This window comes from Betaproteobacteria bacterium (assembly GCA_016720855.1).
In the GTDB taxonomy this organism is placed as follows: Bacteria; Pseudomonadota; Gammaproteobacteria; order Burkholderiales; family Usitatibacteraceae; genus FEB-7.
In genome coordinates this window covers 716,761-743,741 of sequence record JADKJU010000003.1, presented here as the reverse complement: position 1 = coordinate 743,741, position 26,981 = coordinate 716,761, and the positions used below count along the sequence as shown (strand labels likewise).

The 26,981-nt window shown below is 64.0% G+C and carries 24 protein-coding genes and 2 pseudogenes; 13 read left to right on the top strand and 13 right to left on the bottom strand.

Annotation, left to right across the window (positions count from 1 at the left end):
- Positions 1 to 18 precede the first annotated feature (18 nt).
- The 4 genes from IPP91_17305 to IPP91_17290 all read left to right on the top strand — a co-directional run bounded on the left by IPP91_17305 (position 19) and on the right by IPP91_17290 (position 4,524).
- Complete coding sequence (locus IPP91_17305) at positions 19 to 1,107, top strand: endonuclease/exonuclease/phosphatase family protein (protein ID MBL0143808.1); 1,089 nt, start codon at positions 19 to 21, stop codon at positions 1,105 to 1,107.
- A gap of 456 nt (positions 1,108 to 1,563) precedes the next feature.
- Positions 1,564 to 2,622: a DUF2034 domain-containing protein gene (locus IPP91_17300; GenBank protein ID MBL0143807.1), complete on the top strand. Its 1,059-nt coding sequence runs from the start codon at positions 1,564 to 1,566 to the stop codon at positions 2,620 to 2,622.
- A gap of 94 nt (positions 2,623 to 2,716) precedes the next feature.
- The gene (locus IPP91_17295; GenBank protein ID MBL0143806.1) at positions 2,717 to 3,655 is read left to right on the top strand and encodes a hypothetical protein; all 939 of its coding nucleotides are present in this window, start codon (positions 2,717 to 2,719) and stop codon (positions 3,653 to 3,655) included.
- A 113-nt stretch (positions 3,656 to 3,768) separates the two neighbouring features.
- Complete coding sequence (locus tag IPP91_17290) at positions 3,769 to 4,524, top strand: hypothetical protein (protein ID MBL0143805.1); 756 nt, start codon at positions 3,769 to 3,771, stop codon at positions 4,522 to 4,524.
- Here IPP91_17290 and IPP91_17285 read toward each other — a convergent pair.
- Positions 4,493 to 4,942 (bottom strand): RloB domain-containing protein, encoded by a 450-nt coding sequence (locus IPP91_17285; GenBank protein ID MBL0143804.1) that lies wholly within the window; start codon positions 4,940 to 4,942, stop codon positions 4,493 to 4,495. The two genes, IPP91_17290 and IPP91_17285, sit on opposite strands and share 32 nt — an antisense overlap.
- A 123-nt stretch (positions 4,943 to 5,065) precedes the next feature.
- Between IPP91_17285 and IPP91_17280 the strand changes: the two are divergent.
- Both IPP91_17280 and IPP91_17275 read left to right on the top strand, forming a co-directional pair.
- Positions 5,066 to 6,588, top strand: a pseudogene (locus IPP91_17280) (IS21 family transposase).
- Between the two features lie 38 nt (positions 6,589 to 6,626).
- A pseudogene (locus IPP91_17275) lies at positions 6,627 to 7,293 on the top strand (ATP-binding protein).
- A gap of 33 nt (positions 7,294 to 7,326) precedes the next feature.
- Here IPP91_17275 and IPP91_17270 read toward each other — a convergent pair.
- Together IPP91_17270 and IPP91_17265 are read right to left on the bottom strand one after the other, a co-directional pair.
- Positions 7,327 to 7,569, bottom strand: a complete 243-nt coding sequence (locus IPP91_17270; protein ID MBL0143803.1) for a hypothetical protein — start codon at positions 7,567 to 7,569, stop codon at positions 7,327 to 7,329.
- Positions 7,570 to 7,580: 11 nt separating this feature from the next.
- Complete coding sequence (locus IPP91_17265; protein ID MBL0143802.1) at positions 7,581 to 8,852, bottom strand: ATP-binding protein; 1,272 nt, start codon at positions 8,850 to 8,852, stop codon at positions 7,581 to 7,583.
- A gap of 112 nt (positions 8,853 to 8,964) precedes the next feature.
- On the opposite strand from IPP91_17265, the gene IPP91_17260 reads away from it, so the two are divergent.
- From IPP91_17260 to IPP91_17245, 4 genes are all read left to right on the top strand, one after another.
- Positions 8,965 to 10,134 carry a hypothetical protein gene (locus tag IPP91_17260; protein MBL0143801.1) on the top strand — a complete coding sequence of 390 codons (1,170 nt, stop codon included), beginning with the start codon at positions 8,965 to 8,967 and terminating at the stop codon, positions 10,132 to 10,134.
- A gap of 441 nt (positions 10,135 to 10,575) precedes the next feature.
- A complete protein-coding gene (locus IPP91_17255; protein MBL0143800.1) occupies positions 10,576 to 11,691 on the top strand; it encodes a Fic family protein in 1,116 nt (371 codons plus the stop codon).
- Positions 11,684 to 11,944, top strand: coding sequence for a hypothetical protein (locus IPP91_17250; GenBank protein ID MBL0143799.1), 261 nt, complete (start codon positions 11,684 to 11,686; stop codon positions 11,942 to 11,944). The genes IPP91_17255 and IPP91_17250 overlap by 8 nt, the downstream gene beginning before the upstream one ends.
- Before the next feature lie 37 nt (positions 11,945 to 11,981).
- Positions 11,982 to 12,983 carry an MBL fold metallo-hydrolase gene (locus IPP91_17245; GenBank protein ID MBL0143798.1) on the top strand — a complete coding sequence of 334 codons (1,002 nt, stop codon included), beginning with the start codon at positions 11,982 to 11,984 and terminating at the stop codon, positions 12,981 to 12,983.
- A gap of 16 nt (positions 12,984 to 12,999) precedes the next feature.
- On the opposite strand, the gene IPP91_17240 is transcribed toward IPP91_17245, so the two are convergent.
- The 5 genes from IPP91_17240 to nikR all read right to left on the bottom strand — a co-directional run bounded on the left by IPP91_17240 (position 13,000) and on the right by nikR (position 17,272).
- Entirely contained in the window at positions 13,000 to 14,595 is a 1,596-nt protein-coding gene (locus IPP91_17240; GenBank protein MBL0143797.1) for a D-aminoacylase, read from the bottom strand.
- A 4-nt stretch (positions 14,596 to 14,599) separates the two neighbouring features.
- Positions 14,600 to 15,595: a tripartite tricarboxylate transporter substrate binding protein gene (locus IPP91_17235; GenBank protein ID MBL0143796.1), complete on the bottom strand. Its 996-nt coding sequence runs from the start codon at positions 15,593 to 15,595 to the stop codon at positions 14,600 to 14,602.
- A gap of 114 nt (positions 15,596 to 15,709) precedes the next feature.
- The gene (locus IPP91_17230; protein ID MBL0143795.1) at positions 15,710 to 16,219 is read right to left on the bottom strand and encodes a phospholipase D family protein; all 510 of its coding nucleotides are present in this window, start codon (positions 16,217 to 16,219) and stop codon (positions 15,710 to 15,712) included.
- Between the two features lie 109 nt (positions 16,220 to 16,328).
- The gene (locus IPP91_17225) at positions 16,329 to 16,613 is read right to left on the bottom strand and encodes a hypothetical protein (GenBank protein ID MBL0143794.1); all 285 of its coding nucleotides are present in this window, start codon (positions 16,611 to 16,613) and stop codon (positions 16,329 to 16,331) included.
- Between the two features lie 188 nt (positions 16,614 to 16,801).
- Entirely contained in the window at positions 16,802 to 17,272 is a 471-nt protein-coding gene (gene nikR / locus IPP91_17220; GenBank protein ID MBL0143793.1) for a nickel-responsive transcriptional regulator NikR, read from the bottom strand.
- A 212-nt stretch (positions 17,273 to 17,484) separates the two neighbouring features.
- Between nikR and IPP91_17215 the strand changes: the two genes are divergently transcribed.
- From IPP91_17215 to IPP91_17205, 3 genes are all read left to right on the top strand, one after another.
- Entirely contained in the window at positions 17,485 to 17,880 is a 396-nt protein-coding gene (locus IPP91_17215; GenBank protein ID MBL0143792.1) for a DUF2946 domain-containing protein, read from the top strand.
- Between the two features lie 122 nt (positions 17,881 to 18,002).
- Entirely contained in the window at positions 18,003 to 20,162 is a 2,160-nt protein-coding gene (locus IPP91_17210; protein ID MBL0143791.1) for a TonB-dependent receptor, read from the top strand.
- Positions 20,163 to 20,213: 51 nt separating this feature from the next.
- On the top strand, positions 20,214 to 20,654 hold the full coding sequence (locus IPP91_17205; protein MBL0143790.1) for a copper chaperone PCu(A)C: 441 nt from the start codon (positions 20,214 to 20,216) through the stop codon (positions 20,652 to 20,654).
- A gap of 256 nt (positions 20,655 to 20,910) precedes the next feature.
- Here the strand turns inward: IPP91_17205 and IPP91_17200 are convergent, their stop codons facing one another.
- The 5 genes from IPP91_17200 to IPP91_17180 form a co-directional block, all read right to left on the bottom strand.
- Complete coding sequence (locus IPP91_17200) at positions 20,911 to 21,162, bottom strand: hypothetical protein (protein ID MBL0143789.1); 252 nt, start codon at positions 21,160 to 21,162, stop codon at positions 20,911 to 20,913.
- A 243-nt stretch (positions 21,163 to 21,405) separates the two neighbouring features.
- The gene (locus IPP91_17195) at positions 21,406 to 23,109 is read right to left on the bottom strand and encodes a CBS domain-containing protein (GenBank protein MBL0143788.1); all 1,704 of its coding nucleotides are present in this window, start codon (positions 23,107 to 23,109) and stop codon (positions 21,406 to 21,408) included.
- Between the two features lie 112 nt (positions 23,110 to 23,221).
- Positions 23,222 to 24,835: a peptide chain release factor 3 gene (locus IPP91_17190; GenBank protein MBL0143787.1), complete on the bottom strand. Its 1,614-nt coding sequence runs from the start codon at positions 24,833 to 24,835 to the stop codon at positions 23,222 to 23,224.
- Between the two features lie 118 nt (positions 24,836 to 24,953).
- Positions 24,954 to 26,294: a sensor histidine kinase N-terminal domain-containing protein gene (locus tag IPP91_17185; GenBank protein ID MBL0143786.1), complete on the bottom strand. Its 1,341-nt coding sequence runs from the start codon at positions 26,292 to 26,294 to the stop codon at positions 24,954 to 24,956.
- Positions 26,291 to 26,956 carry a response regulator transcription factor gene (locus IPP91_17180; GenBank protein MBL0143785.1) on the bottom strand — a complete coding sequence of 222 codons (666 nt, stop codon included), beginning with the start codon at positions 26,954 to 26,956 and terminating at the stop codon, positions 26,291 to 26,293. Before IPP91_17180 ends, IPP91_17185 begins: the two co-directional genes overlap by 4 nt.
- Positions 26,957 to 26,981: the final 25 nt, after the last annotated feature.

Below are 26,981 nucleotides of genomic sequence, written 5' to 3'. Positions count from 1 at the left end.
CGCAAGGAAACATGCTCAATGAAGATCGCCGCCTGGAACCTGAACCACCGTACCCGCATGAAGGACCTTTCTCAAGGCATTCTCGAAGTGATTGGCGAGATTGCCCCCGATGTCCTGGTGCTCACTGAATATGTCGACGGCGACTCGCGCGCTGCATTCAAGGAGGCCCTGAAAGTGCAGGGGCTCTTGCACATCTCCGTCTCAAAGAAAATCGAAGGTCACAATCAGGTTCTGATTGCGTCAAGGCATGGGCATACGCAGGGTTCTGTCGTAGCTCCTTTGAGTGACAGCCATGCTGAAACAAACTTTGGGTGCATTCGTCTTCTGGACTCATGTCTTGAAGTAGTGGGCATCCGCGCACCCGCTTATAAGACGGAGACAGGGGTTGAAGCCTATTGGGCGGCGCTGGAGCACCGTCTCCAAGGAGTGACCGATCGAAGCGTTCTCCTTATTGGCGATATGAATGGCGATCCCGCCAATCCGCATTCCGTGGGCGGAAAGCATCTAGGCCAGCTGCGAGAGCGTGGCTGGACGATTCCAAATCCAATAGGCGAGTGGAGCTACAGCTTCGGCACCGGATCGACTGGCAGCCGCATTGACCATGTGCTTGCAACGGCAAGCATCGGTGCCATCACAGCGTCGTACATCACAAGGGTCGGGGGGCATGTTGTGGCTGGCGCCAACGACCAGGCGCCTCTTTCCGATCACGCCATCTTGGTGGTGGAGCTCAAGGCAAATGGAGAGGCCGCCATTAGTGAATTCACAGCCTCGCGCGCCGAACTCATCGTGCACGTTGCAGCCGAGGGAGGGGGATTGGATCTCGTAGGGTGCCGAAAGGGTGGTGGGTGGGTGTTTCGACGAAGTGTCCGTGACTGGACGCCAGAACTACTGGACGAAGAGTGGATCGAGCACGAATCCCAGACTGTTGACACCTGGGACGCGGCACTAGATCTGCTTGATCGGTACCCTTGGCACCGTCTCACGCCGATAAAGGTTCATCCTGAATTTCGAAAAGCACTGTTCGACGCGGTGGTCAGCAGATATGGCTCGAATGCCAGGGGCGCCTACTCCACGTTTGAGAAGTGGGAGACGTTATGTCGCAGCTAGGGAGGATACGGCAGGGTGTAGTGGATCGCGCGAATGACAGCGGTTGGTACAACGGCTACAAATGGAGCGAGCGCGAGGAAAAGCTAAAGGAACTGATGCGCCAGATTGCATTGGGCAATGTGCAGCCGGCAACCGGTCCGTGTCGACTTTGCAATGATCCCGATGGGCCCGTCGAATACCACGACGAGGATTACAGCAAGCCGTATGAATGGGGTCCTACAGTCCTGTTCGCGTTATGCAAAGAGTGTCACCGGAATAAGCTCCACGCGAGATTCTCGCGACCTTTCGCTTGGAAAGCATTTGTTGCACACGTGCGAAGGGGTGGCTACTCTCGCGACTTGAAGGATGACACCATCAAACGGGAAGTTGCGACCTGCCAGGAGGCAATTGAAAGAGGTGACAACATGCCCCTCCGGAGCCTTCGTACTTACGTTCACGTCATAGAGCAGGAATGGTTTGCGAACCTTCGGCTCGACCGGGAAAGCCGTACCGATCCTAAAGCACGGCCGCGACCGTAAAGGCAACTCAGGACGAATGGCAAGAAGACGACAGAGCGTAATAGAAGACGTTTTGGATGCCGCGGCAAAGCTGCCGTGGTGGCTCGGCGTACTGCTTGCAATCGGGACGTACTTCGTCTTTCGCTGGCTTGCCGTGCCCGAACCTGCGACCCCTGGATCAGTTCGCCCGCCGAGTGCGGTCGTGGGATCATCCATTGCGCGAGCGCTAGCTTTGGCAGGCCAGTTCCTGATGCCGCTAGTCTTTCTCGGCGGGGCCGCAATTTCTGCATTTCAGGGCGCCAAGCGCAAACGTGTTGTCGACCTGATGAAGCGCGAGCCGGAATGGGACGGGGAAAGCCCGCAACCCGCTGCTTCCGAGCAGACTCTGAACCCAGGTTTGGATCTCTACTCCGAATGGAAAGAAGCCGGGCTGGGGGGATATGAGCCCGAGGCTGTCGACACAAGTAGGTGGAGCCTCGAACTACTCAAGGCCTTGGAGTGGAAGCGCTTCGAGTACGTTTGCGCAGGGTACTTTGAGGAGTTGGGCTTTCGTGCCAAGACAGTTCGCGCCGGACCAGATGGGGGCGTCGACATCCATCTCTACACAGAGGGAGCTGAGCACCCGGGAATCATCGTCCAGTGCAAGGCGTGGAAATCTCGGAAAGTTGGGGTGAATCTGATTCGGGAGCTTTTCGGCGTCATGTCCGCCGACAAGGTCCAAGAAGGGATATTCGCCACGACAGGTACATATTCGAGCGACGCAACGCAGTTCGCGATAGGAAAGAATATCCATCTCATCAATGGCGAAGATATTCTGACGAAACTCCAGGCACTGCCGCCACATCGTCAGCAGTCACTGCTTAAGTTCGCCACTGAAGGCGACTTCATGACACCGACGTGCCCTTCGTGTGGAATCAAAATGGCTTTCCGAGCGCCGAAGGCAGGCGGTAATCCGTTTTGGGGGTGTCGGAACTATCCGAGGTGCAAAACCATCTTGCAGGTATCGAAGGGGCAGTAGAAGGACCATGCGGACACGTCATGTCCTCGTATGATCGTGATACGACCGAGTCTGTTTCTTAGCTTAACTTGATGCGTGCACAACAGTGGAAGTAATGAACATCGACCAAGCTGCTGAAGTGCTGGACGCGCACCCCGACTTTAGGGTGCTGCGTCGACTACGCATTTCGGATGGACATGTCTTTGCCGAAAATGTCAGCGGAGAGCCTTGCGGGCGGCTAGCGGTCATCGATACTGAGACCACCGGCCTTAAGGCAGAGCTTGGTGATCGGATTATTGATCTTGCAATTGCGACCTGCGAATACGGGCGCGAGTCTGGACGGCTTTACCGCGTAGTTGATCGGTACGAGAGCCTGGAAGACCCAGAAATGCCCATATCGCCGGAAATTACGCGCCTGACTGGCATAAGCGACGAGATGGTCCGCGGGCAGCGAATAGATGAGGCCGGCGTCGCGAGAGTCATGGACGGGGTCGGTTTAGTGATCTGCCACAACGCCCGCTTCGATCGCGCTTTTCTTGAGGCGCGCTACCCGGACTTCGCAAACAAACACTTCGCATGCTCGCTAGAAGAGGTTCCCTGGGATCAATGGAACATGAAGAGCAGCAAGCTCGATTACATCGGCTTTCGCTTCGGGCTCTTTCATGAGGGACATAGGGCAAGGGCGGACGTCGATCTGTTGCTTGCTCTCCTCGCCCAAAAGGTGCCGGCTGGTGGGCAAGACGTCTTGTCCTTGCTCCTGGACTCGGCTCGTGCACCTTCCTGGCGTGTGCACGCTATTGGACTTCCGATCGAAAACAAGGATTACGCGTCGGCCAGAGGCTACCGATGGAACGACGGAAAGTTCAACACGCTGCGCGCATGGTGGATTGAATCGAGGGACGAGAAGGCCGAGCGGGAGTTTCTTGCAGGAATCGGGTGCAAGAGTCCAAAAGTCATCAGGCAGACGGCACTCGATCGCTATCGGTCCTTGGCGGCCCGAACGGAAGGTGAAGCCGACAAGGCGGCGGCCGAAAAGCATGCTGATGCTCTCTAAATCACAATAAGCACGGTTTACTATGTGCCAATGACCGACGAGGACACCAAGTGAAATAAGCGACGTGCTCCGCGCATTGGCGGACGCCGCTTTGCACAACCGGTAGAAATAACATGACACCTGAAGAAAGCGACGATCAGAAGCGCGTTGAATTCTATGCGGCAAGTGTCACCGCTTGGTTCAGCACTTCGTTGGAGCATGACAAGAGCCTTCTGGCGTTATCGGCCGGTGGAATTGGGCTTCTTCTCACATTGCTGACTACCGTCGGTCTGACCTCTGCTGAGGCTCTAATTCTGTACGTTTGCGCTATCGTGAGTTTCGTCGTGGCAATTGTCACGATCTTGGTTGTCTTCCGCCGTAACCGCAACTACCTCGAAGACATTCTGTCTGGCAAGTCCACATCCAATGATCCACTGCTAAAAAGGCTCGACATCACAGCGTCGTGGGCATTCGGTATCGGTGCGCTGTTCACTGCAGTCATCGGCATAGCGGCTGCTGTCAATTCATACTCGATAAAGGTGAAAGGCATGGCAAACGAAGCTCCAAAGAAAACTGAGACCGTCCCATTGCGCGAGAGCTTTAACGGTGCAGGTAAGCTTCAGCCAACCGTAGAGGCGACGAAGAGCTTCGACGGCGTAGTAAATCTTCAACCTAAGCCCGCTGCCGCGCCTGCAACCCCAGCAGTCCCCACGGCTGGCTGCAGGCACCCCTGCTCCCGCGCCATCGACCACAACGGGAACGCAAAAGAGCGGCAGTGGCAAATAGCTTCTAACGCTGTTTGCAAGTTAGTCGATAGCTGTAAACGCGACGGCAGCGCCGACGCTGGACTGACTGGCGTTACGTCGTTAGACCGCGGAGTACTTCTATAAGTTTGTCCATGTCGGTGGCGGGAATGCTGGCGCCGGTTTGAGCCAGGACCTTCCTCAGTTGGGTGACGTTCGAGAGTGCGCGTTCCATGCCCTGCTCGCCGCCGACGCGAACAAAAATTCGTGGATCGTTCTTTTCGTAGTCTGGCAAGTGAGCCTGAAGTTCGGGCAGCACGTCCGCAAAGCTGGCGAATGGTTGGTCGCAGTAGCGGAAATGCAGCAGTAGCCAAAATTCGAAACATGGATCGCAGACAACGGGCTCAATTCGGATTTCCGGCAGCCCCTTCTTTTTGCTTTCCCGCTGCACTGGCAATTCGCAGAGTTTGAGCGCCTTCAGCAGGTCGTCCTGTTCGGCATCTATTAGTACGAACACACGATCTCGCGGCACCTGCTCAAAGCGATTCCGGGCATGGGTGACCACGCACCTGTGGCCGGGTCAAACTCCCGCACCCTGAGCACCCGTAAGGGCGCCTGATCCCGGGCGCCGGACGGCGCGACGTACGCTCCTCCCCGACCAATTCGGGGAGAGGGAGAAGTGAACGTCTTGAAATCGCATTTGCGCATGAGCGTCCTGGCGCTGCTCGAGAGCGGCGTGGGGCAGCGGGAGATTGAGCGGCGCCTGGGGTGTCTCCGAAGACCGTCCGGCGTTATCAGAGGCTGGCAAATTCCCCGGGGTGGCCACCGGCTCTGGTGCTGCGGATGGGCAAACTCCCGCACCCCGGCCACCGGCTCCGGGGCCCGGAGGGCCAAACTCCCGCACCCCGGCCACCGGCTCCGGCCAACGAGTCGACGACCTCGGCGTGCGAGCCGCACCGGGAGTGGATCAAGTCGCAGGTGTTGCTGGGCAGGAACGCCGTGGCCATCTACCAGGACCTGGTGGAGGGCCACGGCTTCGCACACGGCTACAACTCGGTGAAGCGCTTCGTGGCGCGGCTCAAGGCGCGCGCGCCCGAGCGCTTCGACGTACTGGAATTCGCCCCCGGCGAGGAAGCGCAGGTCGACTACGGCGAAGGGGCGCCCACGCTGGATAGCCGCGGCAAGTACCGTAAGCCGGCGCTCTTCGTGATGACGCTCAAGTACTCGGGCAAGAGCTTCAGGAAAGCGGTGTGGAAGGCCGACCAGGAGAGTTGGGCGCGGGCGCACGAGGAGGCCTTCCGTGCCCTCGGCGGCTGTCCTCGGTACGTCGTGCTCGACAACCTGAAGCAGGGCGTGATCAAGCCCGATCTGTACGAGCCCGAGTTGAATCCCGTCTACGCGGCCATGCTCGCGCACTACGGTGTCGTCGCCGATCCGTGCCGTGTCGCCGACCCCAACCGCAAGGGAACCGTCGAGAACGCGATTCAGCACACGCAGTCGACCGCGCTCAAGGGGGAGCGCTGGGCGGCTCCGCGCATCCACGGGCGCAAGAAGCGTCAGGTGCTCGAGATGTTCCGCGAGGAGCAAGCGCACTTGAAGCAGTTGCCTGCCGAGGGCTGCAGGTACTTCCGCCAGGTCACGCGCACGGTCGATGACGCGGGCCTCGTGCAGGTCGAGGGCTCGTATTACGCCGCTCTTCCAGCCGCGCCTCACAGCGAAGTCACGGTGCGCGTGTACGAGCGCGAGATCGAGATCCTCGAGCGCGTTGGCACCGTGCTGCGCCGGCACGAGAAGTCGCTTCGCAAGGGCGCCTTCGTGATGCAGGGAGAGGACCGCGTCTTCAACCCGTCGCGTGAAACGGTGCGCCTGCTCGTGCGCCTGGAGACCATCGGCCCGGCAACTGCCCAGGCCGGCCGCGAGCTCTTCGCCAAGCTTGGCCGCCCCGGCCAACGAGCGATCTACGGCCTCGCAAACCTCGTGCGCAAGCACGCGCGCGCCGACATCGAGGCGGTGTGCGCGCGCCTCACGCAAGCCAACTGCTTGTCCTACGCCGCCGTCAGGCGCGCGCTCGAGCGCCAGGCGCCCCCTGCGGCCGACCCGCCGCTCACGCAGGCGCATCCGGCGATTCGCGACATCACCGAGTACCAAACGCTCTGGGAGGCGCTCTCCCAGGTCCACCACGAGGATCCCGATGGCAATGTCTATCACTGAAGCTGGAGCGCGCGCTACGCAGCCTGCGCCTGTCCGGCATGACCGCAACACTGCAGGCTCGCGCGCTCCAGGTTGGCGCGCATGAAATGGACTTCGTCGAAGCCTTCTCCTGGCTCGTCCAGGACGAGCTCGACCGGCGCCGCTCGCGCCTGCTCGAGCGACGCTACGCGCTCTCGGGGCTGCCCGAGCGATGCGACCTGAAGAGCTTCGACTGGAGCTACAACCCGCGGCTTCCCCGGCGCGACGTGCTGGAGCTCGCCACGCTCAAGTTCATCGACGCGAAGGAGGACGCGCTGCTCATCGGCCCGCCCGGAACGGGTAAGAGCCATGTGGCGAAGGCGCTTGCCGCGCTCGCAGTCGCCCACGGCCGGCGCGTGCACTACCGCGAGGCCCACCAGCTCATCGAGGACATCGGCGAAGCTCGCGAACTCGGTGAACTGCGCAAGCTGCGCGCCCAGCTCAAGGCCGCCGAGCTGCTCGTCATTGACGACCTCTTCCTGCGCAAGCTCCCCCGCCCACGCCGGCGACGAAGCCGCCGACGTGCTCATGAGCCGCTACGAGAAAGCCTCGACGATCGTCACCTCCAACCGCCCGCTCGAGGACTGGGGGCGGCTCCTCGGCGATGTCGTCGTAGTCACCCCGCTCCTCGATCGCCTCATGCACCACGGCTACCTGCTGCGCTTCGAAGGCAAGGCTGGCGCCTGAAAAGAGGCCGCGGCGCGTGTTGCCAAGAGGGGATCAACCGGGTAACTTCGCCGCGTCCCGCCGCCTGCTCAGGTGCGGGAGTTTGACCCGGCCACAGGTGCGGGAGTTTGGGGTGGCCATCGGGGATTGCAGTAATCCTTGCAGGTAAAACGGCTCGGTGCATTTGCCTTCGCACACCAAGAGGGCAGTGCCATTTTCCCGGCGCAGCGCAATCTTTCGTTCACTTTTGCTTCGTTCCTTGGCAAGTTGCCGGTGTTTAGGCTGGTTTTCCTTCACTTGCCCTCCCTCTAGAACAGAAATTCACTGAGGAAGGGAATGGCACCATAACGACCCTGCAAGTAACCGCGCTCCAGCGCTTCCGTCTTGCGCGGGCTAAATTCGGTTAAGGAGTAGAGATCAGAAGTCTGCTCCTTGTTCTTCTCGACGAACCAAATCTGATCACGACGTAGAAACTCTGGGTCTAGCAAAGACGTGTCGTGTGTGGTCATCCACAACTGCGCACCATTCTGCGAAAGATGTGGCTTGTGCAGCATTTGCAGCACGTAGCGAGTGAGCAGCGGGTGCAAGCTCGTGTCGAACTCATCGACGACGATGAACTTGCCGTTCTCGATGGCATCCAGCAGCGGCCCTGCATAACCTAGCAGGCGCTGCGTACCGTAGGACTCATAACGGCGGTCAAACCATTGCTGACCACCATCCGCCGTCGCATGGCAGAACTCGATATCGGGTAGTTCCCCTTCGACCGTGCGCAGTTCAGGCGGCTTGCCAGGCTCCAGTTTGAATTCCAGTTGCTGACCCTTGCGCTTTTCGACTTTGATGTCGCTGATGTGGATGTCTGCGGCGTTCATCAGGCGTAGCACCCACTCCTTGTACTTCGGGTCTTCGAGCCGTATCAGCGTGGGCAGCAGGTTGAACGCTGCGCCGGCCGGCAAAACGATCAGATCGTTGACGAACCAGTCAAACAACGCCTTCAGTTGCTGGCTGTTCGATTGCGAAGCTTGGGTCAGGAAAAGCGAGTGTGCTGAGGTATTAGCCTTCCAGAGCTCTCTTTGTCCCTTTTTCTCGCCCTTGAAATGGACCGAGAACGGTTCCCATTCGTTCAGCTTGGTCTCGGGGTTGTAATGGTATTCGAACCAGCGCTGCGCTTTGCTAGCCCTATATACCAGCAACCACTCACCATGTATGCGCTCAGCGTCGTACTCGAAACCGTACTGATACCGCACGCCGTCCAGCATTACGGTGATCTCAAATTGTGTCGGCCTCTGGCGCGAGTCGGCATCGAGCAAGAAGGGCGTGTACTGCTCGCTAAACTGAGGCTCCAGCAGCCGTGTGGAGTTGAGCACCAACCGCTGCATGGTCATCAGCGCAAAGATCAGATTGCTCTTGCCGCTAGCATTGGGCCCGTAGGTGACCACCGAGCGCAGCAGCTTTGGCACGGTGCTCTTGCCGGTGGTAATGCAGTGCGTGTCTTCTAGCCACTTGTCTGTGGTGGCAACAAAGCTGAGGCACTGCTCTTCGCGGATCGAGCGGAAGTTCGAGATCCTGAATTCAACCAGCATTTATGCCTCCTACCAACAAAACAACGCTATTTTTGTATTTTCTATTCCATAAGTCAATTTATTTTTGCGTTAATATCGCCAATGCGCGAATGCTTGGCTCATGGAGCCTGCGATGACTCTCAAGCTCACCCGCAAAGAACTGTACGACCTCATTTGGGACAAGCCGCGGACCGAAATTGCAAAGTATCTCGAGATCTCGGACGTCCGGTTAGGCAAGTTGTGCCGCGAAATGAACGTCCCCGCCCCGCCTCGAGGCTACTGGGCCAATTTGGCTGGCATCCGCAGAAAGAGGAAGTTCGTCAAACCGCCACTCGACTACACCCTGGCGGAACGCATTGAAGAGGACCATGACGCTGTTTGGTTATCTTTCCCGAAGTTCGATCCGAAAGACTTCGATCAGCCGGTACCACCGCCCCCTGTCTTTCCCTACAGCATTGAGGAGACCCTCGAGCGCTACAGGCTACTGGTGGACAAAGTTCCAATGCCGAAGGCGACCCGCGGCTTGCATCCGATCACGCAGAAGTTCATCGCTGAAGATGAGCGTCTTGCAAAGGTCGCCAAGTCATACAGCTGGGATAAGCCAAAATATCAGTCCCCCGAGGGCCAGGAACTCCTGCAGGGGATGAGTCAGCTGTTATGGATGTGGGCGGATCTCGGATTCAAGCCGAGCTCGAGCGGGCATCGCCACATAAGACTGTGGGTCGGTCATAAGGGATGGGGTAGGTCTTTTGAGGTAACCCGGACCGAAGCTACGCCGGCCCCCAGTCATAGAGTTGCCAAAGGCAAGCCAGCCGGCTTCGAATTCAGATTCGGCACCGAGACCTGGGAGCGTCAGTCCAAAAAGCCCGACCTGATCTTTCCTGCATTTACTCGAACAGTGCTTCGGAACATCGCCCTTCTCGCGATCGAACAATGGGAGAAAGGATTTCGAGATGCGGTGAAGCGGAATTACGACTGGCGATTGCACGACCGCAAGCAAGCGATTGAAGAATACGAAAAGGCCTGCGAAAGCGAGCGCAAGAGAAAGGCCTCCGAACTTCAGGCGCTCCTAGACTCTCGCCAGAAGCTGCTGAATGACGCGATTAGCAACGTAGCCCGATCTGACCAGATCCGAGCCCTTATCGGGGCACTGGACGAGCGAATCGGGTCGCAGTCGAACGAAGTTCCCGCGTTCGAGCATTGGCGAAGTTGGGCACTTTCTCAGGCGGAGGCCATTGATCCTCGGGCGCGATCTCTCACTCACCTGAACGAGTGGTTCGAGAAGTTCCGGTTGAACCGTTGAGCGGCCGAATGCACTGAATTCGGGCGCTAGAGTGTGCCTTCGAGCTACGTTTATTGCGTCTGCCAGGCAATCGGCTCATCCAATCCTAAATCGCTGATTATTAACCTGATGCTCATGAACTCGGATGGTCGATTATCGGGGCATTCCCGCGTCAAGGTGCGTCGCCACCCCGCCACCATCATTCAAGGGCCAGATCTCGATCTGGCCTTTTTTTCTGTCCGCCATTTCCCCGATATTCACGGCATTTCCGGGTTGGTGCGTTGCCCGCCGGGTCTGAGGCTCGCGCGAAATTAGCCGATTGCCGCGCCGAGACCGTCTCTATCACCGCTTCCCGGGGCACGACCCGGGAGCGACCGCTTTGCGGTGAATGGCACCCTTAATAGCCGCATAAGATGCGGGGATTAACTTGTCATTGCGGGGAATGGGCGTCATAATCGCCGCATGAATAGCGGAGATTATCGTTATATCTGGCAGCGCCCCGATTGGCCGAGATGGCGCTTCGACCTCGCCGCATTGGCTGGCTCGCTGGCGGATGTCAGTCGTGCCCAGGGAGTTCTCCTGGGGCGTCTCGCCGATGTTGGCCTGGCTCTGCGCGAGCAGGCCAGCCTCACCACGCTCACGGAGGACGTCCTCAAGACCTGCGAAATCGAGGGCGAAAAGCTTGATGCCGATTCCGTGCGCTCGTCCATCGCCCGGCGCCTGGGCGTCGACATCGGGGCGCTGGCGCCAGTGGATCGGCACGTTGATGGTGTCGTCGAGATGGTCCTCGATGCCACCGGCCGCTGCAACGACCCACTGACCTCGGAGCGGCTGTTCGGCTGGCATGCAGCTTTGTTCCCGACCGGCCATGGTGGGCTGAAGCGCATTCGTGTCGGCGCGTTGCGTGACGACGCCAACGGCCCGATGCAAGTCGTGTCGGGCCCCATCCACCGTCAGCGTGTGCATTTCGAAGCACCACCGGCCGATCGGTTGGATGCCGAGCTCGTGCGATTCCTCGAATGGGTGAATGCGACCACGACGGAGCCCCCACTGCTGAAGGCCGGGCTTGCGCACTTGTGGTTCGTAACGCTGCACCCGTTCGACGACGGCAATGGTCGTATCGGCCGGGCCGCAGGCGACTTGCTGCTGGCCCGCGCTGATGGCAGCCCACAGCGTTTCTACAGCCTGTCGGCTCAGATCCAGCGAGAGCGCAAGGACTACTACGACATCCTGGAGCAAACCCAGAAGGGCACGCTCGAGGTGACCGATTGGCTGTCGTGGTTCCTCGGCACGCTCAACCGCGCCGCGGGCAACGCGCAGCACACGCTGGATACCGTGCTCGTCAAGGCGCGCTTCTGGCAACGTTGGGCAACCACGCCGCTGAATGAGCGGCAAGTAAAACTGCTCAACCGCGTGCTGGATGGTTTCGAGGGCAAGCTCACCAGCAGCAAATGGGCGGCCATCGCCAAGTGCTCCCCCGACACGGCACTGCGCGACATCAACGAGCTGCTCGCCCTCGGGGTGCTGCGCAAGACGGCGGGTGGTGGCCGCAGCACGGCATACGAACTCAATGGGTGAACCTGGAGTGCAGGGACAGGCCTTCGAAGTCAAGGTCACGCTGTCCTTTGAAGATCCGCAGCGCATGTTCACGGGCCTGTCTGAGGCGCGCCGGCGGCTGATGCTTGAAGTGATGAATGAGCCCAGGACGATCAACGAGTTGTCTACCAGGTTTCATCGCAATCGTTCAGCAATCACCAAGGACGCCGGCCTGCTCGAAAAGGCAGTCGCGGGTGCGGTTGCGGGCTTGGGTTCCGACACGGCCGACGGGTAAACTCCTCGGGAAGCCACCCCCCGGAAGAAAGCCCGCCGTGACCCAAGCCGACACTGCCACCCGCCTCGCTCCCGTCGATGCGCTCGAGGTCCTCGTTCTCGTCGACAACGTCACCGACGCGCTCTCCACCGTTCCGAAGGGCGTGGTGAACGAGACCGCCACGCTGCTCAAGGCGGGCATGACGAAGATGTCGGGCGAGGCCAAGTGCTGCGCGCACCACGGGCTTTCCCTGGTGCTCGCGGCAAGGGTGGGCGGGCGAACGCGCTTCATGCTTTTCGATGCCGGGCCCGAGGCCTACACGGTTACCCGCAACGGCGGCCGGCTGGGTGTGCCCTTCGGCAGCATCGAAGCGGTGGCGCTCTCCCACGGCCACTGGGACCACGGCGGCGGGCTGGTGGAGGCCGTGCGGCTCATCCACGCGGCCAACGGCGGCCGGCGCGTGCCCGTTCACCTGAACGAGGGAATGCTGGTGAGCCGTGCCAATACGCTGGCCGATGGCGGGTATCTCCCGTACCAGGATGTCCCGAAGCCGGCCGAGCTCGAGCAGGCGGGGGCCCAGGTCGTGCTCTCGCCGGATGCGCGTCTCCTGCTCGACGACCACTTCTACCTCGGTGGCGAGATCCCGCGCGTGACACCGTACGAGCAGGGCTACCCCGGCCACATGAGGCGATCCGCGGATGGACAGTCGTGGGAGCCCGACCCCTGGCTCATGGACGAGCGCTACCTCGCGGTGAACGTGCGGGGCAAGGGCCTCGTCGTGTTCTCGATGTGCTCGCACGCGGGCGTGGTGAACGTCCTCACGGATGCGCGTACCACCTTCGCCGGAACGCCGCTGCATGCCGTCGTGGGCGGCTTCCACCTCTCCGGGCCCACGGTCGAGAAGGCGATCCCCGAGACGATCCGCGACCTCATGGGTTTCGGGCTCGCGCGCATCATCCCCGCGCACTGCACGGGCTGGCGCGCCTTCACCGCGCTTTCCCGCGTCTGCGACGAAAGCGTGCTCCTGCCCTCGGCCGTGGGGCGGACCTTCATCTTCTGAGGGCCGCGCCGCCTCGCTAGTGCACGGTGGGCCTGCGGATCACGCGGCCCGGAAGCGCGCCCGTGTGGGCCCCGCTGTCGACCACGACTTCGCCGTTCACGATCACGGTCGAGACGCCCGTCGCGTACTGGTGAGGCTGGTCGTAGGTGGAGCGGTCAGAGATGTGCGCGGCATCGAACACCGTGATGTCCGCCCAGTGGCCCGGCCGCAGCCAGCCGCGGTCGGTCCAGCCCAGCGCCGTGGCGCTGCCGCCGGTCATCTTGTGCACCGCCTGCTCGAGGGTGAGCAGGCCCAGGTCGCGCACGCAGGGCCCCAGCACGCGCGTGTGCGTGCCGTAGAAGCGCGGGTGCGGCTTGCCCTGGCTCGTGACGCCCTCCACGGCGAGCGAGTTGCCGTCGGAGCCCACGAGGATCCACGGCGTGCCGGTGATCGCGCGCACGTCTTCCTCGGCCATCGAGGTGACGAGGATGCGGGTGTGGCCGCGGTCGGCGAGGATGCACTCGCAGACCTGGTCGAAGGGGTCGAGGCGGTGCTCGCGCGCGATGTCGTCGAGCGTCCTGCCGGCGAGTTGCGGCTGGCTCGCGGAGAGCGCCACGCGCACGGCGTCCCAGCCCGGGATGCGGCCGAAGTTGTTGAGGCCGTCGCGCGCGATGTCGGATCGCAGGCGCTCGCGCACGGCCTGCTCCTTCAGGCGCTCGAGCATGGCGCCGATCCCGCCTTCCTGCACCCAGGTGGGCAGGAGATTGCGCAGCGGGTTGGTGCCGGTGTCGTAGGGATACTGGTCGCAGTCGACGGGCACGCCCTCGCGCCGTGCGGCGTCGATCTCGGCCAGGAGCCTGGCCGCGCCGCCCCAGTTGTCCATCCCCGAGAGCTTGAGATGCGCGATCTGCGTGTGCACGCCCGTCTCGCGCGCCACGGCGATCGCCTCGCGAACGGCTTCGAATACCCGGTTGCCCTCGTCGCGCACATGCGTGGAGTAGCGCGCGCCGTGGCGGGCGAGGACGCGGGCGAGCGCGTGGACCTCCTCCGGGCCCGCGTTGATGCCGGGCGCCGTGAAGAGGCCCGACGACAGGCCCAGCGCGCCCGCCGCGAGCGCCTCCTCCAGGAGCGCGACCATGGCCTGCATCTCCTCGGGGGTGGCCGCGCGGCGCTCCATGCCCACGGTCATCAACCGCAGCGTGTTGTGGCCCACCTGGTGGACGACGTTCACCGAGGTGGCGGGGTAGGTGTCCACGTAGTCGGCGAAGCTCACGTCGCGGAAGGGCAGCCACGGCGCGCTCGCGGAAAGGTACTCCTTCAGCATGGCCGAGGTGCCGGGCAGCGCCGGCGCCGCGGAGAAACCGCAGTTGCCCACGACTTCCGTGGTCACGCCCTGGCGGATCTTCGACTCGGCCCGCGGGTTGATGGGGAGCGTGAAATCCGAGTGCGTGTGGATGTCGATGAAGCCCGGCGCCACGACCTGGCCGCGGGCGTCGATCTCGCGCCGCGCCTTCCGGTCCGAGCCCGGGGCGACCTCGGTGATGCGGCCCGCAGCCAGGGACACGTCGGCCTCACGGCCCGGCGCGCCCGTGCCATCGAGCACCATGCCTCCGCGGATGATCAGGTCGTCCACGGCGCTACTCCCGCTTCAGGCCGGCATCCTTGATGGTCTTGCGCCACTTGGCGAGATCGCGCGCCAGATTGACCGCGAGCGTCTCCGGCGTGCCGTCCGAAGGCTCGCTGGACATCTTGAGCAGGCGCTCTCGCACCTCGGGCTTCGCGAGCATCTTGCGCGCCTCGGCCGAGAGAAAGGCGGCGGTGTCCTTCGGCAGGTTGGCCGGGCCGAAGAGGCCCAGCCAGGTGATGGCGGTGTAGCCCGGCAGACCGGATTCCTCGACGGTGGGCATGTCGGGCAACTGCGCCTTGCGCTTGTCGTCGGTGATCGCGAGCATCCGCAGCTTGCCCGACTGGACCGGCGGCAGCGACACGGACAGCGTGTGGAACATGACCTGCGTGTGCCCGCCGATCATCGCGTTGAGGGCAGGCCCGGACCCCTGGAAGGGCACGTGCGTCATATCGACGCCCGCCATCGTCTTGAAGAGCTCGCCCGCGAGGTGGGAGATGGAGCCATTGCCGAAGGAGGCCATGTTGAGCGAGCCGGGCTTTTCCTTGGCGAGCGCGATCAGCTCCTGCACGGATTTCGCCTGGACCGACGGGTGGATGATCAGGGACATCGACTCCGTCGTGAGCGCCGCCACCGGCGTGAAGTCGCGGATCGGATCCCACTTCGGTTCGTTGTAAGCCACGTTACCGGCCATCGTGCTCGCCGTGCCGACGATGAGCGTGTAGCCGTCGGGCGCGGCGCGCGCGACGTGCTCGTGGCCGATCGAGCCCGAAGCCCCCGGGATGTTGGAGACCACGAAGGTCTGCCGGGTCGTTTCCGAGAGGTGCTGCGCCAGCAGGCGCGCGATGACGTCGGTCGCGCCGCCAGGCGGGAAGGGCACGACGATCGTGACGGACTTCGTGGGGTAGGCCTGTGCGAACGAGGTGGCTGGCAGCCACGCCGCGAGGGCAAAGCTTGCGGTGGCGAGAAGGGTCCTGAGGCGGACTCGGTTCACGGAAGGTGCGCGCATGGGGATCTCTCCGTCGAAAGGGGGGTATAGGTCGCGGGAATGTTCGCATGGAATGACCGCCCCGGAAAGTGCGCCGGACCCGACCGGGAAGCGTAACGCGCATTGCCGTCAAATTCAGCGAGTGCGGTAATCGGTCCCCTCGCCGAAGCGCGCCGTCCAATGCGCCAGGTATTGCCGGGCAAGCACTGGATCATCACGGATGACCATGACGTTCTCGCTGTTGAGGTTTGCGGAGACCGCGTAGTTATAGCTGCCGGTCTGCACGTGGCGCGCATCGATGATCATGTACTTGTCGTGGTGAAGTCGATAGCTGGAATTGGTTCTCGCGACAGCACCAGCCGCGACCAGCGCGTCCAGTGCCTTGCGGCCGATACCCTTCCGGTCTTCCCCGACATTGTGCTTGTAATCGACAACCAGTCGCACGTCGACGCCTCGCTCGCGTGCTGCTTTCAGCGCATCGACGATCGCCGGTGATGAAAACGCATACGCCGCGACATTGATCGAAGTTCCGGCTGACGCGATGCTACGGAGAATCAAACCCTCCGCGGCAGCCCCCTCGGGTCCAAAGGCAACTTCGATAACTCCTGGCGAGTTGAGCCGGCTCTCATCGGCGAGAGCCGGCATTGCCTGCAACAGGCACCAGGCGAACACCGCAAGCCGGCGATTCAGAATGCTCATTGCGCTCGACACTTGCGCCCAGTGAATCCGGGGTGTGATGCCCTGATCGACAATTTCAGTCATGGCGATGGTCGTGCGGTTCGTGCTCATGACCGGTGTCATCCAGTTCGGGGTGCGTGTGGTCGTGCGACGAGAGTTTGCGCTCATGGGGATGATCCGCGTCGACCTCGACATGAGACTCCGGATGCGCGTGGCTGTGGACGTGTTCGTGCTCGTGCGCGTGGCTGTGCGAATGGCTGTGAATCAGGTCGCCGTGTCTATGCAGATGCTCGTGGCTGTGCTCATGCGCGTGATCATGGGCATGATCGTGTCCGTCAGGAACTTTCGGCGTGTTCGACATGATCATCTCCCCTGTTCTCTCGTGGCGCCGCATGGCCGGCGGTGGACACAACCTACCCCGAACTCTACCAGCCGTACAGGACGCCCAGGCAAACCGCGCGGCTCTCCATGGGATGGAAGTGCACGCCGTCGAATCCGGCCGCTTCCTGCCGAGCCGCAAACGAAGGCTCGGGACCCGCCTTGGTCCGTTCAGGACCGCGGGATCAGGTGCTGGTGGCCGTGGTGGTGATGCGTCTCGAGCTCCGCGTGCCGGTCGCCGGTCTCGACGCTGATCACGTTGATCGCCGTGTGCCGCACGCCCCGCTCCGCCTGGATCCGGTCGGCGAAGCCCCGGACAGCGTTCGTCGCCCCCTTGAGGATCTCGATCTCGAGGCAGTGGTCGTGGTCCAGGTGCACGTGCATGGTCGCGACGACCAGATCGTGATGTTCGTGCTGCGATTCGATCAACCGTTCGGCCAGGTCCCGAACGTGATGGTCGTAGACGTAGGAGAGGCTGGCCACGCAATGGCCGCGGCCATCCCTGTTCGCGCGATCGGCCTCCACCTCCCGGCGCAGGAGGTCGCGCATCGCCTCGGAGCGGTTGCCGTAGCCGCGTCGGGCGATCATCGCGTCGAACTCCTTCGCCAGCGATTCGTCGATCGACATCGTGATTCGTTCCATCTCCAACTCCTCATAGGTAGCCGGGGATTCTCCGAAAGGGTAAGCCCCCGGAAGCCGCATGGGCAATGGCCATCCGAGGCCACTCGACGCACAGCTCGAACCACGAACCGTGCCCCGCCGGGCAGGCCCTGCGCGGATGGAATTGAAATAGTTTAGGAAAAGAACAACCTCCTCTTTTCCCCGGCCCCGATCCTGCCCTATGATCGGCCGCCATGGGCTTCCTAACCGCAACGCGTCGCCTCACGGCCGGCATCGCCATGTTCGCGATGCTGCTCGCCGGGCTTGCGCCGGCGATCACCAGCGCGCTGTCTGCCGCCAATGGCCAGCACACGCGCTGGGTGGCGGTGTGCACGGCCGACGGCGCGAGGCTGGTGTCGGTGCCCACCGATGCCGACGGCGTTCCCGTCGCGCCCAAGACCCACGCGATCGACCACTGCCCGTTCTGCTCCCCGGGCGCGGCAGCTCCGATGTTGCCGCCGACCGCTGCGGTTGCCGTTCCGCTCACCGCCGGGTCCGATCCGGTTCCCCCGCTCCTTCTCCTCCTGGCTCCGCGCCCGCTTTTCACCTGGGCCGCGGTGCAGCCACGCGCACCTCCTCGCGCTTCCTGAAGTACTGCTGATCGTGTCGGGCGCCCACCGGCGCCTGCACAACCGCGACGGTTGACTGCCGGTGCCGTGGCACCGGCGTCGTTCGCCCGCGCTGAATCAACATGCCGTATGCGAGGAAACCCATGTCTCCCAGAATTCGTCCTTTGGCTGCCGCCGTGGCAGTCGCCTGTTGTACTGCCGTGCCCGCTCATGCCGATACGCAAGCCCTGCCTTCGGTCATCGTGACCGCCCCACGCGATATCCCGCTCCCCGTCAATGCCGGAACATTGAGCGCCGGTGAGATTGCCGCCCGGCGATCCTTCGTGAGCGATACGGCGCAGTTGTTCGGGGACATCCCGGGCTTCAGTTTCTATTCGTCCGGCGGGGTGTCCGGTATTCCGGTCATCCGGGGGCTGAATGACGATCGCATCGGCATCTCGATCGACGGCATGAGTCTCACGTCGGCCTGCGCCAATCACATGAATCCGCCGCTCTCGTACATCGATCCGGCCAATGTCGGCCGTGCGGCCGTCGTGGCAGGCATTTCGCCGGTCAGCCTCGGCGGCGACAGCATTGCCGGCACGATCGTCATCGATTCAACTCCCCCCGTTTTCTCGAGAGCCGGCGAAGAAAACCTGCTGGCCGGGAGTCTCTCCGGCTTCTATCGCTCCAATGGCGGCGCCGTCGGCGTATCCGCAACGGCGAATGTGGCCGGCGAGTCCGTGAGCCTTTCCTATACCGGGGCCGGCTCGCGCAGCGGCAACTACGAGGCAGGCGACGGCTCGGAAGTGAAATCCACGCGCTACGAGTCGCAGAATCACGCGATCTCCCTGGCCGCGCGGGGCAAGGACCAACTGGTCGTGGCCAGCATCGGCGTGCAGCGCATTCCCTACCAGGCTTATCCGAACGCCTGGATGGACATGGTTGGAAACGATGCGGCGTTCGGGAACATCCGCTACGAGGGCCTGTTCGGATGGGGCAGGCTGGAGGCGAAGGCCTTCTATGAGCACACGCGGCACGAGATGAATTTCCTGGCCGACAAGCAGCCCGGCGACATGCCGATGAATACCGACGGCAAGAACATGGGCTACCTGCTGAAGGCCGATGTCGAGCTTTCCGGGCGCGATTCGCTGCGTATCGGCACCGACTTCCAGCGGTTCCTGCTGGACGACTGGTGGCCGCCCGTCGCGGGCAGCCCGATGATGGGCCCGGGCACCTTCGAAAACATCAACGGCGGACGGCGCGACCGCTTCGGCGCGTTTGCCGAGTGGGAAGCGCGCTGGAGCGGCCAGTGGACGAGCCTCCTGGGCGCCCGCTACGACCGGGTCGGCATGGACACGGGAGACGTCCAGCCCTACTCGTGGACGGGAATGATGCAGGCGGTCGACATCGCCGCCGCCAACGCCTTCAATGCCAGCGATCACCAGCGCAGCGACAACCATTTCGATGTCACCGCGCTCGCTCGCTACACGCGCGATTCGACCAGCACCTTCGAGGCAGGCTATGCCCGCAAGACCCGCTCGCCCAATCTGTATGAACGCTTCGCCTGGGGACGCGGCCGCATGGCGATGAGAATGAACGGCTGGTTTGGCGACGGCAACGGCTACGTCGGCGATCTGGACCTTCGGCCGGAAGTGGCGGACACGATTTCCGCCACCGCGAGCTGGCACGACGCAGCGAAGAGCGCCTGGTCGATCACCGTCACGCCTTACACCACACGCGTCAAGGATTTCATCGACGTGAACCGGTGCAGCGCCGGAACGATGGGGGGCTGCCCGTTGACCGGCGGCATGCCGCAGACGGCCAGCACCGGCTTCGTCTACCTGCAGTTCGCCAATCACGATGCCCGCCTGTACGGCATCGATGTCTCCGGCAAGGCGCTTCTGGCCGAAACCCCGGCAGGCAAGTTCTCCGGTCGCGGCGTGCTCGGCTACGTCCGGGGTGAAAACCTCGATACCCACGACAACCTGTACCACATGATGCCGCTCAACGCGAAGCTGGCACTCGACCATCAGTGGAACCGGTGGAGCAGCACGCTCGAGGCGCAGCTCGTCGCCGCAAAGGACGACGTCCAGGCCGCACGCAACGAAACCACGACGGCCGGTTACGCACTTCTCAACCTGCGCACCAGCTACGACTGGGGGCGGGTCCGCCTCGATGCAGGAATCGAGAATCTCCTGGACAGGAACTACGACATGCCGCTGGGTGGCGCCTACATCGGCGAACGCGGCACGCAGGCGTGGGGCAACCGTGTGGCCGGCATCGGGCGCTCCCTGTACGTCGGCGTCGGCGTCAAGTTCTGAGGCCCCGCCACGTCGCCCTCACTGCAATCGATCCAATGGAAGGAGTTGAAAATGAAGGCAACCAGCGTGTCCCTCATCCTCGCCGTTGCGATGGCCGCGTCGGCAGCCCGCGCGGAAGTATCCGCCACCGAAGCATGGGTTCGTGGCACCGTGCCCTCGCAGAAGGCCGCGGGCGTGTTCATGAAGATCAAGAGCCGCGAGGAGGCGAAGCTCGTCGGCGTCGCTTCCCCCGCAGCGAAGATCGTCGAGCTCCACGAGATGACCATGAAGGGCGGCGTGATGGAAATGCGCGCGGTCGAGGCGCTGCCCCTGCCCGCCGGCAAGACCGTCGAGCTCGAGCCGGGTGGCTACCACGTGATGCTCTTCGATCTCGCGAAGCCGCTATCGAAGGGAGACGAGGTCCCCGTCACCCTCACGCTTCAAGCCAGGGACGGCAGGAAAAGCACGACCGAGGTGACGGCCGAGGTGCGCGCACCGGACGGCAGCAGGTAGCGCCAGGCGATCGTCGCAGCCCGCGTGCGCGGCAGCGAGCTGCGATTGGCGATGACTCGCGCGCGTTGACGCTGATCGCCTGCGATGCCAGCCGAAGGAGTGGTTGGGCGGTCACCTTCGCACCGAGTCTGATGATCTCGATGGATTGATGGCTTCAGTTGAAGCTGAATCCTGATCGAGATCCAGGGTTCGCACCCTTGCTCTCCGCTGCCATCGCAAGGCCCGGGCCCGCACCCTGCCTATTTTCTCATCCCGACTACTTCGGCGCGATGTAGATCTCGGGAGCGGAATTGCGCCTGATTTCGTCGTCGCTGATCGAGACCACCGGCTGGGAGCCCGTTGTCTTGCGAGGAATGCGGCTGCCGGTCAGCATTTCCTCGCTCTTCGCGGCCTTGGGCGCCGCGCTGGCCTGGGAATTGGCCGCGGCCTTGGCCTGCGGCTCGGTCGTGGCACAACCGGCAGCGCCCAGCGCGCCGGCAAGAATGGCGACAGCAAGAATGCTTTTCATCGGAGTCCTGACAGGTAGTTGATCGATCCCTGCCGGCCAGCGGGTTGCTGTCGGGAGGGCGTAAGAAGGGGATTTTGCCACGACTTGGCGCCTGCGGGCCGTTGACGCGAGCCAAGCCGCCAATCCCGGCAGGACGCGGGATGGCGGCAGGAGCGGTCCCGCATTCCTGGATAGCCGCGCCAATTCCCTCTTCTTCCTCACCAGCCTCGCCCTCGAACCTGATGCTCGCCCAGCGGGCCCGCGCTATTTCATCGCGTACAGCCGGATCAGGTCGGCGCGTGAGACAACGCCGCGCACTGTCCGCTCGCCGTCGGTCACGATGAGCCGCTTGATGCGGTTGGTGTCCATGAGCGTGACCGCGGTGCGCAGCGTGTCGTCCTCGCGGATCGTGATGGGCGAGGTGGTCATGATGTCGTCCACGATCGTGCCCATGTCCTTGCGGGCGCGGCGCTTGCGCACCACCGTCTCGAGCGCGTCGGTGACGGCGCTCTGGTCGAGGTTCATCGAGGAAAGGAAGTCCGCCTCGGTGAGCACGCCCACGAGGCGCTCGCGCTCGTCGAGCACCGGCACGCCGCTCACCTTCTTCTGGACCATCAGCGTCGCGGCCGCGGTGAGGGCGCTTCCCTTGTGCACGCTCACCACGTCCTTCGTCATCACGTCGCGCACCTTCATCTCGCGGGCGTGGCGCGCATGTGGCGTGGTCTCGAGGTCCTTGCCGACGAAGTTCATGTGCGAGGGCAGCAGCGGCACGTTGGGCAGCCGCCCCTTGAGCAGCAGGTTCCAGTACACCCACTGGAAGGCGAGCTTGCCCATGTGGTTCATGTAGCTTTCCTCGAGCAGCGAGAACGGCCCCACGTGCGCCATCGGGAACGAGCCCTCGAGCGGCTCGATGTCGTAGTTGAAGTCGAGCAGCATCGCCTTGTGGTAACCGGTCTCGATGAAGCAGTTGGCGTGGCCGTCGAAGGTCGGCAGCGCGGGCTTGCCCTCGATTTCGCGCAGCAGGTTTTCCACGATCGTCTCGGCCTCGAAGTGCGCGACCGAGCCCGCCTTGGAGGTGGACACGTTGGTGTTGTCGCCGAGGAAGTAGATGAAGTCGGCCTTCCTGCTCTTGAGCGTGCGCGGGTCGGTCAGCGCGTAGCCCGTGCCGTCGCCCAGTTCGGAATCGTCCACGACCTGCGGGCCCAGATTGGGCGGGATGGCGCACAGCAGGTCGTAGTCGAGCGTGCGCCCGTCGAAGGACTTGAGCGTCTTCGCTGCGGCGTCCACGGACTGCGCCGCGAAGTCCGCCACGACGTTCACGCCCTTCCGCTTCGCCACCTCGGTGAGGACGCGGTTGGCGTTCGGCTTGGTGAAGGCGCCCGCGTAGGGCGTGACCAGGGTGATGTCGATGGCGTCGCGAACGCCCTTCTTCGTGAAGTAGTAGTCGGCCAGGAACGCGAACTCGATGGGCGCCACCGGGCACTTGATCGGCATGTCGCACACGTCGATCACGAGCCGCCCCTGCGTCATCCTCTCGAGCGCGCCGCGCATCGCGACGGCCCCCTCGAGCGTGTAGAAGGTGTGCACGCCATCCTTGCCCATGGGCTCGGCGAGGCCATCGACCTCCTCGGGCGCCACCCGGCAGCCCAGGGCGCAGACGAGGAAGTCGTAATGCAGCGTCGTGATGCTCGTCTCGACGGTCTTCTTGCCCGCGTCGATGCGCAGGATATCCGCGGCGAGGAAGTTCACGTTTCGAGGGAGCGGATCGCCGATGGGGCGGGTGATGTCCTGGCGGGACTCGTGCCCGTAGAGGCCGAAGGGCAGGAAGAGCAGGCCCGGCTGGTAGACGTGGGTGTCGGACCGGTCGACGACGGTGATGACCCACTCGCGCAGCTTGAGCTTCTGGCTCAGCACGTTGGCGATGAGCGCGCCGCCGGTTCCGGCGCCGAGGATGACGACCTGCTTCATGGTGGAACCTCGCTCGAAAGACCCAACCAATTTTCCGCGCTGCCGCCACTCCCGGATTGTGGGAGGTCAATAACCTCCCGCAAATATGCCCCCAAAGGTCGATGCAGCCGGCTCAGCCCTCGAGGCGCTGCTGGAAGACGAGGCCCGCGTGCTCGCGCAGCGCGTGGAACTCGATCTTCGGCCACAGCTCCTGCGTGACCGCGAGTTCCGCGTTGGCGGAGGCGAGGAAAGTGGGCGCGTCGACGGCGTCGTAGGCGACCCGGTGGCCGTTGGCCTCGATGAAGCGGGAGAGCTCCTTCGGGTCGGCGGCGGTCACCCAGCGCGCGAGGCGGAACTTCGACGGCGCCATGCGCGCGGGCACGCCGTACTCGTGCTGCAGGCGGTGCGCGACGACCTCGAACTGCAGTTGCCCCACGGCGCCCAGCAGCAGCGTGCCGCCGTGATGCGGGCGGAATACCTGGATCGCGCCTTCCTCGCCGAGCTGCGCGAGACCGAGCTTGAGCTGCTTGCTGCGCATCGGGTCGGCAATCTCCACGCCCTGGAAGATCTCCGGCGCGAAGAAAGGCAGCCCCGTGAACTGGAGCGCCTCGCCCTCGGTGAGCGTGTCGCCCAGCTGCAGCGTGCCGTGGTTGGGAATGCCGATGATGTCGCCGGGGAAGGCGAATTCCAGCAGCTCGCGGCGCTGCGAGAGGAAGGACACGACGCTGCCCGGGCGGATGACCTTGCCATTTCGCGCGACGGTGAGCCGCATGCCGCGCTCGAACTGCCCGGAGCACACGCGCACGAACGCGATCCTGTCGCGGTGCGCGGGGTCCATGTTGGCCTGGATCTTGAATACGACGCCGCTGAACTTGCCTTCGGACGGCGACACCACGCGCTGGATGGCGGCGCGCGAACCGGGCGGAGGCGCGAGATCGACCAGGGCGTCCAGCACCTCGTGCACGCCGAAGTTGTTGATGGCGGAACCGAAGAAAACCGGCGTCTGCCGTCCGGCGAGAAAGGCCGCGTGGTCGAACTCGTGGGAAGCGCCCTGGACCAACTCGATTTCCTGCTTCGCGTGGTCGAGCTCGGCGCCGAAGCGATCGACGATCGCCGGGTCCGTGATGTCGGCGACGATCTCGTCGCCTTCGTGGCCCAGGCGGTCCGCGCCGGGCCGGAAGACGCGCATGCGCGCGTTGCGCAGGTCGTAGACGCCGTGGAAGGACTTGCCCATGCCGACGGGCCAGGTGAAGGGGACGGCGGCCATGCCCAGCGCGCTCTCGATCTCGTCGATCAGGTCGACGGCGTCGCGCACCTCCCGGTCCATCTTGTTGATGAAGGTGATGATCGGCGTGTTGCGCGCGCGGCAGACATGCAGCAGGCGCAGCGTCTGGGCCTCCACGCCGTTGGCAGCGTCGATGACCATGAGCGCCGCGTCCACCGCCGTGAGCACCCGGTAGGTGTCCTCGGAAAAGTCCTGGTGGCCGGGGGTGTCCAGCAGGTTCACCACGCAGTCGCGGTATTCGATCTGCATGACGGAGCTGGCCACGGAGATGCCGCGCTGCTTTTCTATTTCCATCCAGTCGGAGGTGGCATGACGCGAGGCCTTGCGGGCCTTCACGCTCCCGGCGATCTGGATGGCGCCCGCGAAGAGAAGGAGCTTCTCCGTGAGAGTGGTCTTGCCGGCGTCGGGGTGCGAGATGATCGCGAAGGTGCGGCGGCGGGCGACTTCCTGGGCGATCGTCATGGCGTGCGGGGATGCGCGGGGCTTCGGGGAGGGTGGCGCGGAACCGGCGGCAAGGCGTATTTCGCGGGGAGCGGCATTTTCGCACACTCGCGGGCCGTGACCGCGACGCGGGCGAACCTTACGCTGCGGCGAATCTCAGCGTGGCCTCCAGCCCGCGCCCGCCCGGGCCGGCCCCCAGCGCGAGCGACGTGCCGTGAAGCTGCGCGACGCGCGCCACGATCGACAGGCCCAGCCCGCTGCCCTCCTCGCCGGCGGCGCCCTCGAGCCGCGTGAAGCGCCGCTGCGCCGCCTCGCGGTCCGCGGCGGGAATGCCGGGCCCCTGGTCGCGCACGCTCAGGCCGTAGCCCCGGGAATCGCTCGCGATCGAGACGGTGACGGCGGTGTCGCGCTGGCTGTAGCGGATCGCATTGTCCAGCAGGTTGCCCAGGGCGATGGCGGCCAGTCCTTCGAATCCGTGCACGAGCGCCGGCGCCTCGGCCTCGAGCGAAAGGGTGATGTTGCGTGCGATCGCCGCTTCGGCGCGTTCGCCGATCACGGCCGCGGCCATCGCGCGCAGGTCGAAGGCAGCCGCCGCGGCCTGCCAGGCGCCGTGCTCGAGGCGCGCGAGCGTGAGGAGCTGCTCGACCAGGTGCGTCGCGCGCTCGACGGCTCGCAACGCCTGGTCGATGGCGTGCGTTCGTCCGGCCCCGTCCGTGACGCCCTGCGCGACCTGCAGCTGCGCGCGCAAGGCGGCGAGCGGCGTGCGCAGCTCGTGCGCGGCGTCGCTCGTGAAGCGGCGCTCGCCATCGAGCGAGGATTGCACGCGCGCAAGCAGGGCATTCAGGCGAGCGACGAGCGGGGCTATCTCGGCGGGCGCCTCGCCCTCGAGCGGCGCGAGATAGGCGGGATCGCGGCGCGATATCTCGTCGCTCAGGCGCGCCAGGGGCCGCAGCGCCCGCCCGACGGCGAACCAGACGAGCAGCGCGAAGAACGGCAGCGCGATCGCAAGCGGCTTCGCCATGGCCGCCACGATGTCGACGATGACGCTGCGCCGCTTGCGCAGCGCGTCGCGCACCTGCACCAGGTGCTCGCGCTTCGCGTCCCACAGGCTGAAGACGCGCCAGTCGCGCCCGTCGAGGGTCACGGTCGAAAAGCCCTTGTCGCTGGCGGAGAACCGGCTGCCGGGGGCGTCCGCGGAGTGCAGCAGGAGCGTGCGGCCGTGCTTCCACACCTGGAACGAAAGCGGCTTCGCGTACTTGTGCAGGACGGGCGCGTGCTCGGTGTCCACCTCGTCGGCCTCGTCGCCGATGCGCAGCGCGAGGAGCGCGGCGCTCTGCACGAGGTGCGCATCGAACACCTCCTCGATCTCGTGGTCGGCCTTGTAGACCGTGGCGGCCATGGCTGCCAGCCACACGAGGGCGAGCCCGGCGAAGAGGATCGCCAGAAGCCGCCGGCGAACGCTGCCGCGCGCCGCGCTCACGCGAGGTCCTTCGGCATCACGTAGCCCACGCCCCGCAGGGTCTGCACCACGCCCGGAACGATCTTGCGGCGCAGGTGGTGAAGGTGCACGTCCATCGCGTTCGACTCGATCTCCTCGCCCCAGCCGTAGAGCTTTTCCTCGAGCTGCTCGCGGGTGAGGACGCGGCCGGCGTTCAGCATGAAGGCGTGCAGCAGCGAGAACTCCTTGCGCGAAAGCGCCTTCGCCTCGCCCCGCCACGTGACCTCCCTCGTGGCCGGGTCGAGCGAAAGGGCGCCCACGGCGAGAGCGGCCGAGGCCGTTCCCCCCGAGCGGCGGGTGAGGGCGCGCAGTCGCGCGGCAAGTTCGCCCAGGTCGAAGGGCTTCACGAGGTAGTCGTCGGCGCCGGCATCGAGGCCGCCGATGCGGTCCTCGACGGTGTCGCGCGCGGTGAGGATGAGGACCGGCACCGGATTCTTCGCCGCGCGCAGCCGCGCGAGCACCTCGAGCCCGGAGCGGCGTGGAAGCCCGATGTCGAGCACCACGGCGGCATGCGTGTCCTGCTCGAGGGCGAGGTCCGCTGCGGCGCCGTCGCGCACCCAGTCGGCGACGAAGCCCTGCTGGCGCAGGCCAGCCTGGATCGCATCGCCCAGCAGCGCATCATCTTCGACAACCAGCACCCTCAACGCCCGTTCCTCCCGTCACGACGCC

What these genes read in the sequence shown, in the direction of transcription:
- IPP91_17195 (MBL0143788.1), bottom strand. Translation starts at nt 23,109, where the DNA reads ATGAAGCAGGTCGTCATCCTCGGCGCCGGAACCGGCGGCGCGCTCATC.
- IPP91_17225 (MBL0143794.1), bottom strand. Translation starts at nt 16,613, where the DNA reads ATGTCGAACACGCCGAAAGTTCCTGACGGACACGATCATGCCCATGAT.
- IPP91_17265 (MBL0143802.1), bottom strand. Translation starts at nt 8,852, where the DNA reads ATGCTGGTTGAATTCAGGATCTCGAACTTCCGCTCGATCCGCGAAGAG.
- IPP91_17210 (MBL0143791.1), top strand. Translation starts at nt 18,003, where the DNA reads ATGTCTCCCAGAATTCGTCCTTTGGCTGCCGCCGTGGCAGTCGCCTGT.
- IPP91_17305 (MBL0143808.1), top strand. Translation starts at nt 19, where the DNA reads ATGAAGATCGCCGCCTGGAACCTGAACCACCGTACCCGCATGAAGGAC.
- nikR (MBL0143793.1), bottom strand. Translation starts at nt 17,272, where the DNA reads ATGGAACGAATCACGATGTCGATCGACGAATCGCTGGCGAAGGAGTTC.
- IPP91_17200 (MBL0143789.1), bottom strand. Translation starts at nt 21,162, where the DNA reads ATGAAAAGCATTCTTGCTGTCGCCATTCTTGCCGGCGCGCTGGGCGCT.
- IPP91_17215 (MBL0143792.1), top strand. Translation starts at nt 17,485, where the DNA reads ATGGGCTTCCTAACCGCAACGCGTCGCCTCACGGCCGGCATCGCCATG.
- IPP91_17290 (MBL0143805.1), top strand. Translation starts at nt 3,769, where the DNA reads ATGACACCTGAAGAAAGCGACGATCAGAAGCGCGTTGAATTCTATGCG.
- IPP91_17190 (MBL0143787.1), bottom strand. Translation starts at nt 24,835, where the DNA reads ATGACGATCGCCCAGGAAGTCGCCCGCCGCCGCACCTTCGCGATCATC.
- IPP91_17260 (MBL0143801.1), top strand. Translation starts at nt 8,965, where the DNA reads ATGACTCTCAAGCTCACCCGCAAAGAACTGTACGACCTCATTTGGGAC.
- IPP91_17295 (MBL0143806.1), top strand. Translation starts at nt 2,717, where the DNA reads ATGAACATCGACCAAGCTGCTGAAGTGCTGGACGCGCACCCCGACTTT.
- IPP91_17205 (MBL0143790.1), top strand. Translation starts at nt 20,214, where the DNA reads ATGAAGGCAACCAGCGTGTCCCTCATCCTCGCCGTTGCGATGGCCGCG.
- IPP91_17255 (MBL0143800.1), top strand. Translation starts at nt 10,576, where the DNA reads ATGAATAGCGGAGATTATCGTTATATCTGGCAGCGCCCCGATTGGCCG.
- IPP91_17230 (MBL0143795.1), bottom strand. Translation starts at nt 16,219, where the DNA reads ATGCCGGCTCTCGCCGATGAGAGCCGGCTCAACTCGCCAGGAGTTATC.
- IPP91_17235 (MBL0143796.1), bottom strand. Translation starts at nt 15,595, where the DNA reads ATGCGCGCACCTTCCGTGAACCGAGTCCGCCTCAGGACCCTTCTCGCC.
- IPP91_17250 (MBL0143799.1), top strand. Translation starts at nt 11,684, where the DNA reads ATGGGTGAACCTGGAGTGCAGGGACAGGCCTTCGAAGTCAAGGTCACG.